This window comes from Naasia sp. SYSU D00948 (genome assembly GCF_017916515.1).
GTDB lineage: Bacteria > Actinomycetota > Actinomycetes > Actinomycetales > Microbacteriaceae > Naasia.
In genome coordinates this window covers 3,068,954-3,085,324 of the sequence record NZ_JAFMTA010000001.1, presented here as the reverse complement: position 1 = coordinate 3,085,324, position 16,371 = coordinate 3,068,954, and the positions used below count along the sequence as shown (strand labels likewise).

Here is a 16,371-nt window from a genome sequence, read left to right as displayed (position 1 = left end):
CGTTACCTTCACTAGTCTTGGAGAGCCCAAACGACGGACGGATCGGCGCCGACGCCGGGGAAAGGCACGCGTGTTCACGAAGATTCTGGTGGCCAACCGCGGCGAGATCGCCATCCGCGCATTCCGCGCGGCGTACGAGCTCGGAGCGAAGACCGTGGCGGTCTTCCCCTACGAGGACCGCAACTCGATGCACCGCCTCAAGGCGGACGAGGCCTACCAGATCGGCGAACCGGGCCACCCCGTCCGGGCATACCTCGACGTGTCGGAGATCATCCGCGTCGCCCGCGAGTCGGGTGCCGACGCCATCTACCCGGGCTACGGCTTCCTCAGCGAGAACCCGGAGCTCGCCGAGGCCGCGCGTGCGGCGGGCATCGCGTTCATCGGCCCGCCGCCCGAGGTGCTGCGCATGGCCGGCAACAAGGTGGCGGCGAAGGAGCACGCGATCAAGGCCGGCGTCCCCGTCCTCAAGTCGAGCGAGCCGTCCGCGGACCTCGACGAGCTCATGGCCGCCGCAGACGAGATCGGCTTCCCCGTCTTCGCGAAGGCGGTCGCCGGCGGCGGCGGACGCGGGATGCGCCGCGTCAACTCCAAGGCCGAGCTGCGGGACGCCCTCACGGCCGCCATGCGCGAGGCCGACAGCGCGTTCGGCGATCCCACGATGTTCCTCGAGCAGGCGGTGCTGCGACCCCGGCACATCGAGGTGCAGATCCTCGCCGACGAGCAGGGGACCACGGTGCACCTCTTCGAGCGCGACTGCTCGGTGCAGCGGCGCCACCAGAAGGTGATCGAGATCGCCCCGGCGCCCAACCTGGACCAGTCGGTCCGCGAGGCGCTCTACCGGGACGCCGTCGCCTTCGCGGAGTCGATCGGCTACGCCAACGCCGGGACCGTCGAGTTCCTCCTCGACACCGTGGGGGAGCGGGCCGGCCAGCACGTGTTCATCGAGATGAACCCGCGCATCCAGGTCGAGCACACCGTCACCGAGGAGGTCACGGACGTCGACCTCGTGCAGAGCCAGATGCGGATCGCAGCGGGGGAGACGCTCCAGGACCTCGGCCTCACACAGGACCGGCTGCAGCTGCGCGGCGCCGCCCTCCAGTGCCGCATCACCACGGAGGACCCGTCGCAGGGCTTCCGCCCGGACACCGGCAAGATCACGACGTACCGGTCGCCGGGCGGCGCCGGCATCCGTCTGGACGGCGGAACGGTCGCGCAGGGCGCGCAGATCAGCCCGCACTTCGACTCGATGCTCGCGAAGCTCACGTGCCGGGCCCGCGACTTCCCGTCTGCGGTGGCCCGCGCCAAGCGCGCCCTCGCCGAGTTCCGCATCCGGGGCGTGTCGACGAACATCCCGTTCCTGCAGGCGGTGCTCGAGGACCCCTCGTTCGTGGCGGGCGACCTCGCCACGTCCTTCATCGACGAGCGGCCGCACCTGATCCAGCCGAACCCCTCGAAGGACCGCGGCACCAAGATCATGACCTGGCTCGCCGAGGTCACGGTCAACCAGCCGTGGGGCCCCCGCCCGCGCGGCGCCCACCCCGCGGCGAAGCTGCCCGCGCTCGACCTGCTGGCGCCCGCGCCCGAGGGATCGCGGCAGCGGCTCCTCGAGCTCGGGCCCGAGGGGTTCGCGTCCGCGCTGCGCGCCCAGACCGCCCTCGCGGTCACCGACACGACCTTCCGCGACGCCCACCAGTCGCTGCTCGCGACCCGGGTCCGCACGCGCGACCTCGCGGCGGTCGGCCCCCACTACGCCCGGTCCATCCCCGGACTCCTGTCCGTCGAGGCCTGGGGCGGCGCGACCTACGACGTGGCCCTCCGCTTCCTCGGCGAGGACCCGTGGGAGCGCCTCGCCGTCCTCCGGGAGGCGATGCCGAACATCGCGATCCAGATGCTCCTGCGGGGCCGCAACACGGTCGGCTACACGCCCTACCCGACGAAGGTGACGGACGCGTTCGTCCGCGAGGCCGCCGACACGGGCGTCGACATCTTCCGCATCTTCGACGCCCTGAACGACGTCGACCAGATGCGTCCCGCCATCGACGCTGTCCGCGCGACGGGCAGCACCGTCGCCGAGGTCGCGGTCTGCTACACCGGCAACCTGCTCGACCCGGCCGAGGACCTCTACACCCTCGACTACTACCTCCGGCTCGCTGAGCGGATCGTCGACGCCGGCGCGCACATCCTCGCCATCAAGGACATGGCCGGGCTGCTGCGTCCCTACGCGGCGGCGAAGCTCGTCTCGGCCCTGCGCGAGCGGTTCGACCTGCCCGTGCACCTGCACACCCACGACACCGCGGGCGGGCAGCTGGCCACGCTCCTCGCCGCGAGCGAGGCGGGCGTCGACGCGGTGGACGTCGCCAGCGCCGCGATGGCGGGCACCACGAGCCAGGTGTCGGCCTCCGCGCTGGTCGCGGCCCTCGCCGACACCGACCGGGACACGGGCCTGTCGCTGCAGGCGGTGGCCGACTTCGAGCCCTACTGGGAGGCGGTCCGCGCCCTCTACCGCCCGTTCGAGTCCGGCCTGCCCGGCCCGACCGGTCGGGTGTACCACCACGAGATCCCGGGCGGCCAGCTCTCGAACCTGCGCCAGCAGGCGATCGCGCTCGGACTCGCCGACCGCTTCGAGCTCATCGAGGACCTCTACGCCGCGGCCAACCGCATCCTCGGCCGCATCCCCAAGGTCACGCCGTCGTCGAAGGTGGTGGGCGACCTCGCTCTGCACCTCGCGGCCGTCGGCGCCGACCCCGCCGAGTTCGAGGCGAACCCGCAGAAGTACGACATCCCCGACTCCGTGATCGCGTTCATGGCGGGTGAGCTGGGCGATCTGCCCGGCGGCTGGCCCGAGCCGTTCCGCTCGAAGGTGCTCGAGGGGCGGACCGTCGACGTGTCGGTGCAGGACCTCGCGCCCGCGGACAGCGACGCGCTCGACGGCGACAGCGCCACGCGGCGGTCGACGCTCAACCGCCTGCTCTTCCCGGGACCGACCCGGTCGTTCGAGCAGGTGCGGGACCTGTACGGCGACCTGTCCGTGGTGGACACCGCGGACTACCTCTACGGTCTCCAGCCGGGCACGGAGCACACGGTGCGCATCGGCCGCGGCGTGCAGCTCTACGTGGGCCTCGAGGCCATTGGCGAGGCCGACGAGAAGGGCATGCGCAACGTCATGACCACGCTCAACGGCCAGATGCGCCCGATCCCGGTGCGGGATCGCAGCATCGCCGTCGAGGTGAAGTCCGCGGAGAAGGCCGACCCGGGCAAGCCTGGCCACGTGCCGGCGCCGTTCTCGGGCGTCGTGACCGTGAAGGTCGAGGCGGGCGACCGGGTCGAGGCCGGCCAGGCGATCGCATCCATCGAGGCGATGAAGATGGAGGCCGCGATCACGACGCCGGTGTCCGGAACGGTGAAGCGGCTGGCGACGGCGGCGACGCAGCAGGTCGAGGCGGGCGACCTCCTCGTGGAGGTGGAACCGGTCTGACCGGTCGCCCGCGCGGCAACCCCGGCGAGGGCGTCCGCCTGCATAGGCTTCCCCTGCCATGAGTGTGCCGAGAACGGGACGGAAGACCGAGCCTGTGCCGAACAAGCGCAAGAAGTCGCCCGCGCAGGTGATCGAGCGTGCCGTCGAGGCGGACCACGAGGAGATCGAGGAGTACAACGGCGAGCTGGTCGAGGAGCCGGGGGAGAAGCTCGCGAGCAGCCTCCCCGAGAGCCTGACGATCGCGATCGACCTCCCGCCGGCGCCCGCTCCCGGCCTCCCGGAGGACGAGGCGGCTGTCCGCATCGACGACATCGCCGTTCCCGCCACCGCCGTGCCGGGATCCCGCACCGGCGAGATCTCGCTCGGCGAGATCCGTCCGCAGGCGGAGGAGCCGGCGCCGCGCACCCCGTACCGCCGCACCGGCAGCGCGTACGACGCGCTGCTCGGCAGCCGCAGCCTCTCGTCGATCCCGACGGGCGGGCTCCCGCGCTACTCCACCGGAGAGCTCCCCCGAGTGACCGGCGAGGCGCCGCGGCTGACGGGGGAGGTGCCGCGCTACACGGGCGAGGTGCCCCGGTACACTGGGGAGGCGCCCCGCTACACCGGCGAGGTGCCGCGACTGACGGGCGAGGCGCCGCGAGTGGAGCCCGTCACGCCGCCGGGCGGCACCAGCCTCACGCGCCGCCAGCGGCTCGACGGGCAGCGCAGCGAGGTGCCCGAGACCTCCGCGATGCTCACCGCCGACCGGCTCATCGAGGGGCACCGGAACCGCACGCCGCCCACCGGCGGCTGGAACCGGTTCGTGTACGCCGCGACCTTCCGCCGGCTGAACCTCGGCGACTCCCCGGCGGAGCGCGCGCGCAAGGAGCTCGACGCGCGCATCGACAAGCAGTTCGAGGGCGGCACCCGCTTCGTGCCGATCCTGACCCGCAAGGGCGGCGTCGGCAAGACGACCGTGACGACCCTCCTCGGCATGGCCCTCGCGACGACCCGCGAGGACCGGATCATCGCGATCGACGCCAACCCGGACCGCGGCACGCTGTCCGAGCGCGTGGCGAAGCAGACCCGGGCGACGGTGCGGGACGTCGTGCACAAGGCGCCGACGATCACGGGCTTCACCGACTTCTCGCAGCTCGTGTCACGGGACGAGACGCGGCTGGACATCCTCGCGTCCGACACCGATCCGCTGCTGTCCGAGGCGTTCGACGAGAACGACTACAACGTCGTCGCCGACCTCACCGCGCGCTTCTACTCGATCGTCCTCACGGACTGCGGCACGGGCATCGTGCACTCCGTGATGCGCGCGACCCTGAACCGCGCGGACTCCGTCGTCATCGTCTCGGGCGGCAGCGTCGACGAGGCCCGTCTCGCCTCCGAGACCCTGACCTGGCTCGAGGCCAACGGCTACGTGGACCTCGTCCGCAACGCGATCGTCGCACTCAACACCGCCACGCAGGGCACGAACCTGGTGAAGCTCGACGAGATCGAGGCGCACTTCAAGTCCCGCGTCCGGGACACCGTGCGCATCCCCTACGACCCGGTGCTGGCGGCCGGCAGCGTCGTCAGCTACAAGGACCTGAGGCAGGTCACGAAGGACGCGGCCCGGCGGCTCGCAGCCCTCGTGGTCGACGGCCTCCCCGTGCGCCGCGGTGCCTGAGCGTCAGATCCGGCTGTTCGGCGATCCGGTCCTCAAGACGCCGTCCGCGCCGATCGAGGAGGTCGACGAGCGCGTGCGCGGGCTCGTCGCGGACCTGCTGGACTCGGTCGCCGTCCCCGGCCGCGCCGGCGTCGCCGCGTCGCAGATCGGGGTGAACCTGCGCGCGTTCAGCTACAACGTGGACGGCCAGGTGGGCTACCTCCTCAATCCGCGCATCGTCGAGCTGCGCGGCGAGCCGGTCCCCGTGGACGAGGGCTGCCTGTCGGTGCCCGAGCTCTGGTACCCGGTGAAGCGGGCGCCGTACGCGCGCGCCGAGGGCATGGATCTGGACGGCCGGACCGTCGTGGTCGAGGGCACGGGAGTGCTGGCGCAGGCGCTCCAGCACGAGGTCGACCACCTCGACGGCCTCCTGTACCTGGACCGCCTCGAGAAGGACCAGCGCCGCGAGGCGATGCGCCGCATCCGCGAGTCCCGCTGGTTCTAGCCCGCCGCCTCCCTCTCGCTCAGCAGGAGGACCGGGGTTGCTGCTCAGCGGGAGTGACGGGGCTCAGCCGGCGGCGACCGCGTCGGGTCGCTCGGCTGGCGTGCCGGAGTAGAGCCGCTCGATCTCCTCCGCGAAGTCCTGCAGGATCACGTGGCGCTTGATGCTCAGCTTGGGCGTGAGGTGACCGCTCGCCTCGGTGAACTCCGTCGGGAGGATCACGAACTTGCGGATGGACTCGGCCCGGGACACCAGGGCGTTGGCCGCGTCGACCGCGCGCTGCACCTCCGCGACCACGACCGGGTGGGTCGCGGCCTGCTCGAGGGTGATGTCCGGGTCCTGGTCGTTGTTCTTGAGCCAGACCGGGAGCATCTCGGTGTCGAGGGTGACCAGGGCGGCGATGAACGGCTTCTTGTCGCCGACGACGACCACCTGGCCGACGATGGGGTTCGCCCGGATGGGGTCCTCGAGCGCGGCCGGCGAGACGTTCTTACCGCCCGCGGTCACGATGAGCTCCTTCTTGCGGCCGGTGATCCGCAGGAACCCGTCCTCGTCGAACTCGCCGATGTCGCCGGTGCGGAACCAGTCGCCGTGGAAGGACGCCGCGGTCGCCTCCGGGTTCTTCCAGTACTCGCGGAAGAGGTTGATGCCCTTGGTCTCGATCTCGCCGTCCTCGGCGATGCGGATCGACACCCCGGGGAGCGCGGGACCGACGGTGCCGATCTTGAACGAGCTGGGACGCGTCACCGTCATCGGCGCGGTCGTCTCGGTGAGGCCGTAGCCCTCGAGGATCGCGATGCCGAGGCTGCGGTAGAAGTGGCCGAGGCGCTCCCCGAGCGGGGCGGAGCCCGAGACCGCGTACTTGACCCGGCCGCCGAGGGCGTGCCGCAGCTTGCCGTACACGAGCTTGTCGAACACGGCGAACTGGAGCTTGAGCCCGAGCGGGATGCGCCCGGCGTCGATCGCCTTCGAGTGCTCGACGGCGACCTCCGCGGCCTTGCGGAAGATCTTGCCCTTGCCGGCCGCCTCGGCCTTCTGCTCGCTCGAGTTGTAGACCTTCTCGAACACGCGCGGCACGGCCAGCAGGAAGGTCGGCCGGAACGAGGCGAGCGAGGGCAGCAGCTTCGTCGTGTCCGGCTGGTGGCCGATCTTCACGCCCCCGTACACGCAGAGGACGGCGATGAAGCGCGCGAAGATGTGCGCGGTCGGGATGAACAGCAGCGTCGACATGCCGGGGTGGATCACCTCGGGGATCGCCGCGGCGGTGTTGCGGCAGAGCTCCACGAAGTTCCTGTGGGTCAGGACGCAGCCCTTCGGCCTGCCCGTCGTCCCGGACGTGTAGATGATCGTCGCCACGTCCTCCTCGTTCGCGAGGGTGCGCCGGCGCTCGAGCTCCTCGTCGGTGACGCTCGCGCCCGCGGCGACGAGCTTCCCGAGGTCGCCGCGCTCGATCTGCCAGACGAGCCGGACGTCGGGGAGGTCGGGGTGGACCTCGTCGAACTTGGCGAACTGGTCCGGCCCCTCGGCGATCATGGCGTGAGCGCCGGAGTCGGCCAGGATCCACTGCACCTGGCTGGGCGCCGACGTCTCGTAGATGGGCACGAGGATGGCGCCGGCGAACCAAGCGGCGAAGTCGATGAGCGTCCACTCGTAGCGGGTCTTCGCCATCAGGCCGATCTTCTCGCCGGGCTGGATGCCCGAGGCGATGAACCCCTTGGCGAGCGCTCGCACCTGCTCCAGGTAGTCCCGCGCGGTGATCTCGATCCACTGCTCGCCGACCTGACGCCCGAAGAGGGGCGCGTCGGGGGTGATCGCCACGCGCTCCAGCAGGAGGTCGGTGGCGTTGGCGTCCGGGGTCGGTTCGACCACAACGGGCGCGTCGATCTGGTGCACGGCAACTCCTTCGGTACCGGGTGCGGTGGCCTCCAGTCTACGGGGCTCGCGCCCCCGTTTCCCCGCCCTGCTCGGGGGACGGGCCTCGGCCGGACGCCCCCGCGCACTAGAGTCGACCCGTGCACGCGATCGGGATCGACATCGGCGGCACGAAGATCGCGGGCGGGCTCGTCGACGATCTCGGCGCCATCACCAGGGAGGCCCGTCGCCCCACCCCCGCCGGGGACAGCGACCAGCTGAAGGCGGCGGTCGTCGAGATGGTCCAGCAGCTCGCGGACGGCGAGGAGATCGCGGCGGTCGGCGTCGCCGCCCCCGGCTTCATCGACGCGGCGCAGTCCGTCGTGTACTACACGCCGAACGTCGCCTGGCGGAACGAGCCGCTGCGCGAGGAGCTCGAGGACCGCCTCGGGCTGCCCATCCTCATCGAGAACGACGCGAACGCGGCCGGCTGGGCCGAGTTCCGCTTCGGCACCGGCCGTCTGTTCAGCGACATGGTGATGATCACGATCGGCACCGGGGTCGGCGGCGCCATCGTGCACAACGACACGCTGTTCCGCGGCGGCTTCGGCGCCGGCGCCGAGCTCGGACACCTGCGCGTGGTCCCCGGCGGACTGCCCTGCGGATGCGGTGCCCGCGGCTGCATCGAGCAGTACGGCTCCGGGCGGGCCCTGCTGCGCATGGCCAACGAGATCGCGGACGCGGGCGGCATCGGCAACGCCCTCGCCGAGGCCCGCGAGAGGGACGGCGGGCTCACCGGCGCGCACGTCGGTGCGCTCATCGGGGAGGGCGACCCGGGCGCGCTCTCCGCCCTGCGCGAGCTCGGCCACCACCTCGGGGAGGCGTGCGCGAGCCTCGCCGCCGTCCTCGACCCGCAGCTGTTCGTGTTCGGCGGCGGCGTCTCCAGCGCCGGTGACGTGCTGCTCGAGCCCATCCGAACCGCCTTCCTCGACGCCCTGCCCGCCCGCGGCTACCACCCGGAGCCCGAGTTCCGGGTCGCGGAGTTCGCGGGCGACGCCGGCGTCGTCGGCGCAGCCGACCTCGCCCGCATCCACTTCCGTTCGGCCGGCGACCCGGACAGCTACCTGGCGTCCGCCGAACGTCCCCGGAGCTAGGTCGAGGTCCTCGTGCACGTCGTCATCTACTGGGTCCTCAAGCACCTCTTCGTCGGGCCGTTCCTCCACCGCGTCTTCCGCCCGTGGGTGACCGGCAAGGAGAACGTGCCGAAGAAGGGCGCCGCGATCCTCGCGAGCAACCACCTGTCCTTCATCGACTCGGTGATCCTTCCGGTCGAGCTCGACCGGAGGGTGTCCTTCCTCGCGAAGGCGGAGTACTTCACCGGCAAGGGACTCAAGGGCTGGGCCGTCCGCACCTTCATGCTCGCGACCGGTCAGCTGCCGATCGACCGCTCCGGCGGCAAGGCGTCGGAGGCGGCCCTCAACACGGGCCTCGCCGTCCTGCGGCGGGGCGAGCTGCTCGGGATCTACCCGGAGGGCACCCGCAGCTCCGACGGCCGCCTGTACCGGGGCAGGACGGGCATCGCGCGCATGGTCCTCGAGGGGCACGTGCCCGTGATCCCCGTCGCCATGATCGACACCGAGAAGGCGATGCCGATCGGCAGCCGGATGCCCAAGATCCGGCGGATTGGCATCGTCATCGGCAAGCCGTTAGATTTCTCACGGTTCGCCGGTCTGGAAGGCGACCGCTTCATCCTCCGCTCGATCACCGACGAGATCATGTACGAGCTCGCGAAACTGAGCGGCCAGGAATACGTGGATGTCTACGCGTCTTCGGTGAAGGGGGCGGCCGCTCGAGCCGTCCGCTGACCCTGCACCGTTCCGCAACCCCCGAGGATTCCCCGTGGTCGATCTCAACGAGCCCGTCATCGCCGCCAGCCCCGACGTGGTGGCGGGGCTCGACCACTGGCGGATGCTGGACATCAAGCAGCAGCCCGACTGGCCGGACCCCACTGCCGTGGAGGCGGCGTCCGCGCAGCTCGCCACCCTCCCGCCGCTCGTGTTCGCGGGCGAGATCGACCAGCTGCGCGACCGGCTGGCGAAGGCGGCCCGGGGCGAGGCGTTCGTCCTCCAGGGCGGCGACTGCGCCGAGACGTTCTCCGGCGCCACCGCCGACCAGATCCGCTCGCGGGTGAAGACGCTGCTGCAGATGGCGGTCGTCCTCACCTACGGGGCATCCATGCCGGTCGTGAAGATGGGCCGCATGGCGGGCCAGTTCGCCAAGCCCCGCTCGAGCGACACCGAGACCCGTGGCGACGTCACATTGCCCGCCTACCGCGGCGACATCGTCAACGGCTACGACTTCACGCCGGAGTCCCGCCGGCCGGACTCCAACCGGCTGGTGCAGGGCTACCACACGGCGGCGTCCACCCTGAACCTCGTGCGCGCCTTCACGCAGGGCGGCTTCGCGAGCCTCAAGGAGGTCCACAGCTGGAACCGCGGGTTCGCGCAGAACCCCGCGAACGCCCGCTACGAGGGCCTCGCCCGGGAGATCGACCGCGCCATCCGGTTCATGGAGGCGGCGGGCGCCGACTTCGACGAGCTGCGGCGCGTCGAGTTCTACACGGGCCACGAGGGCCTGCTCATGGACTACGAGCGGCCGCTGACGCGCATCGACTCCCGCAACGGCACGCCGGTGGCGACGAGCGCGCACTTCCTGTGGATCGGGGAGCGCACGCGCGACCTCGACGGTGCGCACGTCGACTACTTCTCGCGCATCCGGAACCCCATCGGCGTGAAGCTCGGCCCGTCCACGACCCCGGAGGTCATGGAGGCGCTGATCGACAAGCTCGACCCGAACCGGGAGCCGGGCCGCCTGACGTTCATCACGCGCATGGGCGCCGGGAAGATCCGCGACGCGCTGCCGCCGCTGCTCGAGCACGTGAAGACCCTCGACGCGAACCCGCTGTGGGTCACGGATCCGATGCACGGCAACGGCATCACGACGCCGACCGGTTACAAGACGCGGCGCTTCGACGACGTGGTGGACGAGGTGAAGGGCTTCTTCGAGGCGCACCGCGCCGCGGGCACGCACCCGGGCGGCATCCACGTCGAGCTGACGGGCGACGACGTGACCGAGTGCCTGGGCGGCTCGGAGCAGATCGACGAGGCGACCCTGGCGACCCGCTACGAGTCCCTCTGCGACCCGCGCCTGAACCACATGCAGTCGCTGGAGCTCTCGTTCCTGGTGGCCGAGGAGCTCTCCGCCCGCTGACGCCGCCCCGGTTCTTGCGCTCAACAGGCGGAATCGCGGCAGACAGGCGGGAAACCGCTTCCTTCGCCTGCTGAAGTGCCGTTCCGCCTGTTGAGCGCCAGGGACGACGGCAGTCGCCGACTCCTAGCGGGGCGTGGAGACGGCGCCGTCGAGGCTAGAGCGTGGCGGTGAGGGTCACCGCCACCGTGGCCCCGCGGACGAGCAGGGCGCCGGCCGCCGGATCCGTTGAGGCGACGGCGACGCCGGGCAGGAGATCGGCGGCCGGGTTGTACTCCGGCTCGAGTCCCGCGTCGATGAGGGTCTGCTTCGCGGTGGCCCACGAGACGCCGACGACGTTCGGCACCGCGACGAGGTCCTGCCCCTTCGAGACGTGGATCGTGACCGTGTCACCCACCACGTAGGCCCGCTCCGCGCCGTTCGCGTCCTCGAGGGCGTCCATCCGCAGGACGTTGCCCTCCTCGACCTTGCCCGAGTTGTCGAACTCGGACTCGCCCTGGACGACCTCCAGGCCGGCGGCCTCGAGCGCCGCGGTGGCCTCGGCCAGCGGGACGTCGACGACCGCGGGCACGGGCCCGGCGGACACGACGAGGGCGATCGGCTGCCGCTCGAAGTACGTCGCGCCCTCGGCGAGCTCGAGCCCGTCGGCGCCCAGCGCGCGCAGCACGGTGCCGGCCGGCACGTCGGCGTTGAACTCCCGGGGCGGCACGGGATCGGCGACGACGAAGCCCGCCTCGGTGATCGCCGCCGTGGCGTCCTCCGCGGTGCGCCCGGCCAGGGCCGGCACGGGCAGCGGCTCGGCCCCCTTGGACACCAGAAGCGTGACGGGCGTGTCGCGGAGGACGAGGTCGCCCGCGTCCGGATCGGTGGACGAGACGAGGCCCGTCTCCGTCTTCCAGTCGAAGACCTCCTCGGTGCCGGCGACTCGGAACCCGGCCGCCTGCAGCATCCGCTCGGCGTCGGCCACGCTCTTGCCCGCCACCGACGGGACGCTCGCCTGCGCGCCCGGTCCGGATCCGAAGTACCAGCCGGTGCCGCCCGCGATCGCCGCGAGGATCACCACCAGGCCGAAGAGCCAGAAGCCCCGGCGTCTGCGGCGCTGGGAGAGCGCCGACAGCTGGTTCGCCGTCTCGAGCGTCACCGGGCCGGTGCGCGCCTGCCGGTTGATCACCTGCGTCTCGCCGGAGTGGTGCACGAGCGTCGCGGGCGTCGCGGCGGGCATGACCATCGTGCGGTGCGTCGCGGTCGAGACGCCGCCGAGGCCCTCGCGGATCAGGTTCTGCGTCTCGAAGAGCTGGTCGAGCATCGCGCGGGCGTCCCGCGGCCGCTGCTCCGGATCCCGGGCGGTCGCCCACAGCACGAGCTCGTCGAGCGCGACGGGGACGGCCGGGTTCTTGCTGCTCGGCGGCGGCACCTGGTCGTTCGCGTGCTGGTACGCGATCTGCACCGGCTGGTCGCCCTTGAACGGCTGATCGCCGACGAGCATCTCGTACATCATGATGCCGACCGCGTAGATGTCGCTGCGGGTGTCCGCGATGCCGCGGGTCACGAGCTCGGGGGAGAGGTAGGCGATCGTGCCGAGCAGCGCCTGGCCGGACGCGGTGTTCGCGGTGGCGGCGCGGGCGAGGCCGAAGTCGCCGATCTTGATGCGCCCGTCGTCGGCGAGCAGGACGTTCTCGGGCTTGAGGTCGCGGTGGACGATGCCCGCCTTGTGCGCGGCCGCGAGGCCCGCGAGGACGGCCTCCATGATGTCCATGGTCTGCTCGGGCGTGAGCTTGCCGTACTCCTTGAGGAGGTCGCGCAGGGTGATGCCCTGCAGGTACTCCATGACGAGGTACGCCATGTCGGAGTCCTGCCCCTGGTCGAAGACGTTGACCACGTTGGGATGGGCCAGCCGCGCGGCGGACCGCGCCTCCTGGATGAAGCGCTCCCGGAACGCGGCGTCGTCGGCCAGGTGACCGTGCATGACCTTGATCGCGACACGTCGCTCGAGCCGCAGATCGGTCGCGAGGTAGACGGTCGCCATTCCGCCGCGCGCGATGCGCGCACGCACTTGATAGCGTCCGTCCAACAGACGGCCGACCATGGGGTCGGTCTGGCTCGGGCTCACCGTTCGAGTGTACGAACGGTCGGGAGGGGTGCCGGTCCTCCGGTCGGCGCGTCCGGGAAAAGGAGGACCGGAGTCGGTCCTCGCTCTCAGGGGAGTCGGCCCGCCTCGCCGAGCCTCAGCCGAGCTGGGCCAGCCAGGAGACCGCCGAGGCCTCCCACTTCGTGTAGGCGTCCGGATACGCGGACACCTGCACGGCCTGCGCCGCCTCCGCGATCGTCATCGACTGCCAGCCTCGGATGTCGAGCAGCCCGCGGGTGTCGGGGTTGGGGTTGTGCCGCCCGCCGAAGAAGGCGCGCACCGAGTGCTGGGGGTCCATGATCTGCTCCGGCGTGCCCCAGCCCATGCTGGGTCGCTGCTGGAAGAGGCCCAGCGAGTCGAGGTGACCCCAGTCGAGATTGTGCAGCGCGGACTCCTGGGCGGCGGCCACCAGGGCGATCACGATGCCGCGGTCGGGCACGCCGAGCTGGCGGCCGATCCGGACGATGGTGGCCGCGTTGCCGCGCATGGTGTCCGAGAGGGCGACGATGGAGCTGGGCGAGGCCGGCTCGACGGCCCCGCTGTCCTGCTGCGCCGCGGGCGTCTCGATCGGGAGCACGATGCTCTGCCCCGGGAAGATGATGCTGTCCCTCCCCAGGCCGTTCGCGAGCAGGACGGCGTCGGTGTCGATCCCGTGAGCCGCCGCGATGCCGCTGATCGTGTCGCCCGCGACGATCGTGTACCGGGAGAGCGGGGTGTCGACGTACACGGGCGCGGTGGACGCGGTGTTGAGGCTGAGCACCTGGCCCGGGAAGATGAGCGACTTCCAGCTGAGCCCGTTGAGGGCGAGCACGGAGGCGGTGGAGAGTCCGAAGCGGGCCGCGATGTCGCTCACGGTGTCGCCCTCGACGACGGTGTACTCGCGGGGGGCCAGACTCTGCGCAGGTCCCGTGGCGGCGAGCGCGATCGTCCGGGCGTCGGCGGAGTGCTCGACGGAGGCCGGGACGACCTCGACGTCGGGCACGGCGGGCCGGGTGAGCTTGTTCTTGGCGGGGCGCTTGGTCGTCGCCTCGGCCGGCGATGCTCCGACTCCGAGGGTGAGGGTGCCGGCCAGCACCATGGGCAGCGCCGTGAGGAGCCTGCCTCGCGCGGCGGACGGCCGCCGTCCGCCTCTGAGCCGATCGAGCGCCGTCGTCATCGTTTCCCCATCCCTGGTCTTTTTCTTGCGCCCCTTTTTCCCCCGAGGCGCTGAAAACGCTGTCATATGAGGAGACCGGAGTCAATCAGAGTTATCAATGTGAAACCGATTTATCCGACGCAAACAAAAGGCGAGCGAAAAGCTCGTACTCGCGACGCCAATTCCCCCCAATAGAGGGGACGGGTGGCGGGAGCAGGGAGGACGGCACGCCGGGAGGAGGGTCGTGCGCGCGGGGATGCCGGGGTGGCATCCTAGGTGCGTGGCTGCGCCCGACGTGAACGAGTGGCTGACGATCCCCGACCTGGCCGAGCGGTTCGGGTTGCCCCTGGGGAAGGTCCGCCGTCTCCTCGAGGATCGCTACCTGGTCGCGATCCGCGTGGACGGCGTCCTGAAGGTCCCCGCCGAGTTCATCGAGGGGAGCCATCCCCTTCATGACCTGCGCGGGACGCTCATCCTCCTCGGCGACAACGGCTATACCGACGAGGAGGCCGTCGAGTGGCTGCTCGGCACCGACGAGGTGCTCGGGGCGCGGCCCATCGACGCTCTTCGCGCCGGCCGCAAGGCCGAGGTCCGCCGGGTCGCGCAGGCCCTCGCCTTCTGAGCTCCTCCCCACCTGCCGCGGACGCTCTCCGTCGCGTCCGCGCGCGTCTCGGCGCGCGTCAGCTCGTGCGCTGAGTGAGGGGGCCGACGAGCGCGGCCAGCCCCTCCCGGTACGCCACCGGAGCGGCGGCGAGCGCGGCGCGTGCGCGGGACGCGTTGTCCTCGATCATCTCCTCGACGCGGTCGACGGCCCCGCTCTCGCGGATGGTGCGCTGCAGGAGCGCGACCTGGTCGGGGGAGAGGTCCGGGTCGCCGAGGAGCTCGTCGAGCAGTCGACGCGATCCCGACGGCATGAGCGAGCGGGCGATCGCGATGAGCACGGTCCGCTTGCCCTCGGCGAGGTCGTCCCCGGCGGGCTTCCCGGTCACGGCCGGGTCGCCGAAGACCCCGAGGAGATCGTCCCGCAGCTGGAAGGCGACGCCGAGCGGGACGCCGAAGTCGCGCAGGGCCGCGATCTCGTCGTCCCCGGCGCCGCCCATCCGGGCGCCGATGACGATCGGGGCCTCGACCGAGTACTTCGCGGACTTGTAGAGGATGACCCGCTGGGCGCGGAGCAGGGCGTCGTCCTCGGGGACCACCCGCCAGGCGCGCTCCTCGACGAGGTCCAGGTACTGTCCGGCGGTCACATCGAGCCGCATCCGCTCGAACTCGGTTCGCGCGGATCGGGCCGACGCCTCGTCGACCCCCCGCAGTCCCTCGGTCAGGAGGTCGTCGCTCCAGCTCTGCAGCATGTCCCCGAGCAGCACCGCTCCCGCCTGGCCGAAGGAGGCGGGGTCGCCGGCGTAGCCCCTCTCGGAGTGCAGCTTCTCGAAGCGCCGGTGAGCGGATGGGCCGCCCCGGCGGGTGTCCGATCGGTCGATGATGTCGTCGTGCACGAGGGCCGCGGCGTGGAACAGCTCGAGGGCTCCGGCGACCGCGACGACCCCCTCGACGGCCCCCAGGGACGCGGCTCTCGGGTCCGCGGTGACGGCGCGCCACCCCTCCCAGCAGAAGAGGGCGCGGAAGCGCTTCCCGCCTCTGAGAAATTGCCGCGAGAACTCCGCGAACGGGGCCGCCTCCTCCGCGATGGTCGCGAGAATGGAGGCACGCTCATCAACCAGCCGATCGAGCCTCATTTGGACGAGATCGACCAGACGAGCCCCCTGTGTCACATCGCCTAGCCTAGCTACCGGCGTACGGTTATCATTTGCCCTACCACGGGCCCGGCCCGAACAACGAGCCGAGGTGAGGAGAAGGAAATGCCGCTCTCGGAGCAAGAACAGCGCCTCCTCGACGAGATGGAACGCAGCCTCTATCAGAACGACGCCGACTTCGTCGCGACCGTCGGCGGGAGCAGAGGCCGGCTCAACTACACGGCCCTCGTGGCCGGTGTCCTCGTCGCAGTGCTCGGTGTCGCCGTACTGGTGTCTGGCGTGGTCCTACGCCAGCCGCTGATCGGTGTCGGCGGCTTCGTGCTGATGTTCGCGGGGGTCCTCCTCGCCGTCGGCTCGCCCCGCCGCAGCTCCTCCATGCCCTCGCCCTCCAGCCCGACCAGCGCCGGCCGCGGCTCCCGCTCCTCGTTCATGGATCGCATGAACGCCCGCTGGGACCGCCGCCAGGACGGCATGGGCCGCTAGACCTCCCTCCAGGGAACGAAGAAGCCGACCTTCGGGTCGGCTTTTTTCGTGCCCGCGGGAAGTGGGGTGGGGGAAGGCGCTCGGTGCCTCGCCGTGCGCTCGGATCCGTCCGCGCTCCCATCCTTCCGCTGTTCCCGAGA

12 protein-coding genes are annotated in these 16,371 nt (G+C 71.4%); 8 read left to right on the top strand and 4 right to left on the bottom strand.

From position 1 onward, the window contains the following. Positions 1–70 precede the first annotated feature (70 nt). The 3 genes from J3P30_RS14390 to def are packed head-to-tail and all read left to right on the top strand — an operon-like array spanning position 71 to position 5,616. The gene (locus J3P30_RS14390) at positions 71–3,475 is read left to right on the top strand and encodes a pyruvate carboxylase (protein ID WP_210481684.1); all 3,405 of its coding nucleotides are present in this window, start codon (positions 71–73) and stop codon (positions 3,473–3,475) included. Between the two features lie 58 nt (positions 3,476–3,533). Further along, entirely contained in the window at positions 3,534–5,132 is a 1,599-nt protein-coding gene (locus tag J3P30_RS15300; RefSeq protein WP_246852786.1) for a MinD/ParA family protein, read from the top strand. Continuing rightward, positions 5,125–5,616, top strand: coding sequence for a peptide deformylase (def, locus tag J3P30_RS14380; protein WP_210481683.1), 492 nt, complete (start codon positions 5,125–5,127; stop codon positions 5,614–5,616). Before J3P30_RS15300 ends, def begins: the two co-directional genes overlap by 8 nt. 63 nt (positions 5,617–5,679) lie before the next feature. Here the strand turns inward: def and J3P30_RS14375 are convergent, their stop codons facing one another. Then, complete coding sequence (locus J3P30_RS14375) at positions 5,680–7,506, bottom strand: long-chain fatty acid--CoA ligase (protein WP_210481682.1); 1,827 nt, start codon at positions 7,504–7,506, stop codon at positions 5,680–5,682. Between the two features lie 119 nt (positions 7,507–7,625). Between J3P30_RS14375 and J3P30_RS14370 the strand changes: the two genes are divergently transcribed. Genes J3P30_RS14370 through J3P30_RS14360 form a run of 3 tightly spaced genes read left to right on the top strand, consistent with a single transcriptional unit; the run spans position 7,626 to position 10,734 of the window. Further along, positions 7,626–8,618: an ROK family glucokinase gene (locus J3P30_RS14370; protein WP_210481681.1), complete on the top strand. Its 993-nt coding sequence runs from the start codon at positions 7,626–7,628 to the stop codon at positions 8,616–8,618. Positions 8,619–8,630: 12 nt separating this feature from the next. Further along, positions 8,631–9,329, top strand: coding sequence for a 1-acyl-sn-glycerol-3-phosphate acyltransferase (locus tag J3P30_RS14365; protein WP_210481680.1), 699 nt, complete (start codon positions 8,631–8,633; stop codon positions 9,327–9,329). 34 nt (positions 9,330–9,363) lie between these two features. Next, positions 9,364–10,734 carry a class II 3-deoxy-7-phosphoheptulonate synthase gene (locus J3P30_RS14360; protein WP_374058558.1) on the top strand — a complete coding sequence of 457 codons (1,371 nt, stop codon included), beginning with the start codon at positions 9,364–9,366 and terminating at the stop codon, positions 10,732–10,734. Between the two features lie 154 nt (positions 10,735–10,888). Here the strand turns inward: J3P30_RS14360 and pknB are convergent, their stop codons facing one another. After that, entirely contained in the window at positions 10,889–12,841 is a 1,953-nt protein-coding gene (pknB, locus tag J3P30_RS14355; protein ID WP_210481679.1) for a Stk1 family PASTA domain-containing Ser/Thr kinase, read from the bottom strand. Positions 12,842–12,956: 115 nt separating this feature from the next. Further along, on the bottom strand, positions 12,957–14,015 hold the full coding sequence (locus J3P30_RS14350) for a LysM peptidoglycan-binding domain-containing protein (RefSeq protein WP_246852785.1): 1,059 nt from the start codon (positions 14,013–14,015) through the stop codon (positions 12,957–12,959). A gap of 235 nt (positions 14,016–14,250) precedes the next feature. Between J3P30_RS14350 and J3P30_RS14345 the strand changes: the two genes are divergently transcribed. Then, complete coding sequence (locus J3P30_RS14345) at positions 14,251–14,616, top strand: Rv2175c family DNA-binding protein (RefSeq protein ID WP_210482024.1); 366 nt, start codon at positions 14,251–14,253, stop codon at positions 14,614–14,616. Between the two features lie 58 nt (positions 14,617–14,674). Here the strand turns inward: J3P30_RS14345 and J3P30_RS14340 are convergent, their stop codons facing one another. Then, on the bottom strand, positions 14,675–15,730 hold the full coding sequence (locus tag J3P30_RS14340) for a polyprenyl synthetase family protein (RefSeq protein ID WP_246852784.1): 1,056 nt from the start codon (positions 15,728–15,730) through the stop codon (positions 14,675–14,677). Positions 15,731–15,853: 123 nt separating this feature from the next. Between J3P30_RS14340 and J3P30_RS14335 the strand changes: the two genes are divergently transcribed. Beyond that, positions 15,854–16,231 (top strand): DUF3040 domain-containing protein, encoded by a 378-nt coding sequence (locus tag J3P30_RS14335; protein WP_210481677.1) that lies wholly within the window; start codon positions 15,854–15,856, stop codon positions 16,229–16,231. Positions 16,232–16,371 lie beyond the last annotated feature (140 nt).

Bases quoted from the DNA above. Each gene is read 5' to 3' on its own strand.
- J3P30_RS14350 (WP_246852785.1), bottom strand. From the start codon at position 14,015: ATGACGACGGCGCTCGATCGGCTCAGAGGCGGACGGCGGCCGTCCGCC.
- J3P30_RS14335 (WP_210481677.1), top strand. From the start codon at position 15,854: ATGCCGCTCTCGGAGCAAGAACAGCGCCTCCTCGACGAGATGGAACGC.
- J3P30_RS14340 (WP_246852784.1), bottom strand. From the start codon at position 15,730: ATGAGGCTCGATCGGCTGGTTGATGAGCGTGCCTCCATTCTCGCGACC.
- J3P30_RS14345 (WP_210482024.1), top strand. From the start codon at position 14,251: ATGCCGGGGTGGCATCCTAGGTGCGTGGCTGCGCCCGACGTGAACGAG.
- J3P30_RS15300 (WP_246852786.1), top strand. From the start codon at position 3,534: ATGAGTGTGCCGAGAACGGGACGGAAGACCGAGCCTGTGCCGAACAAG.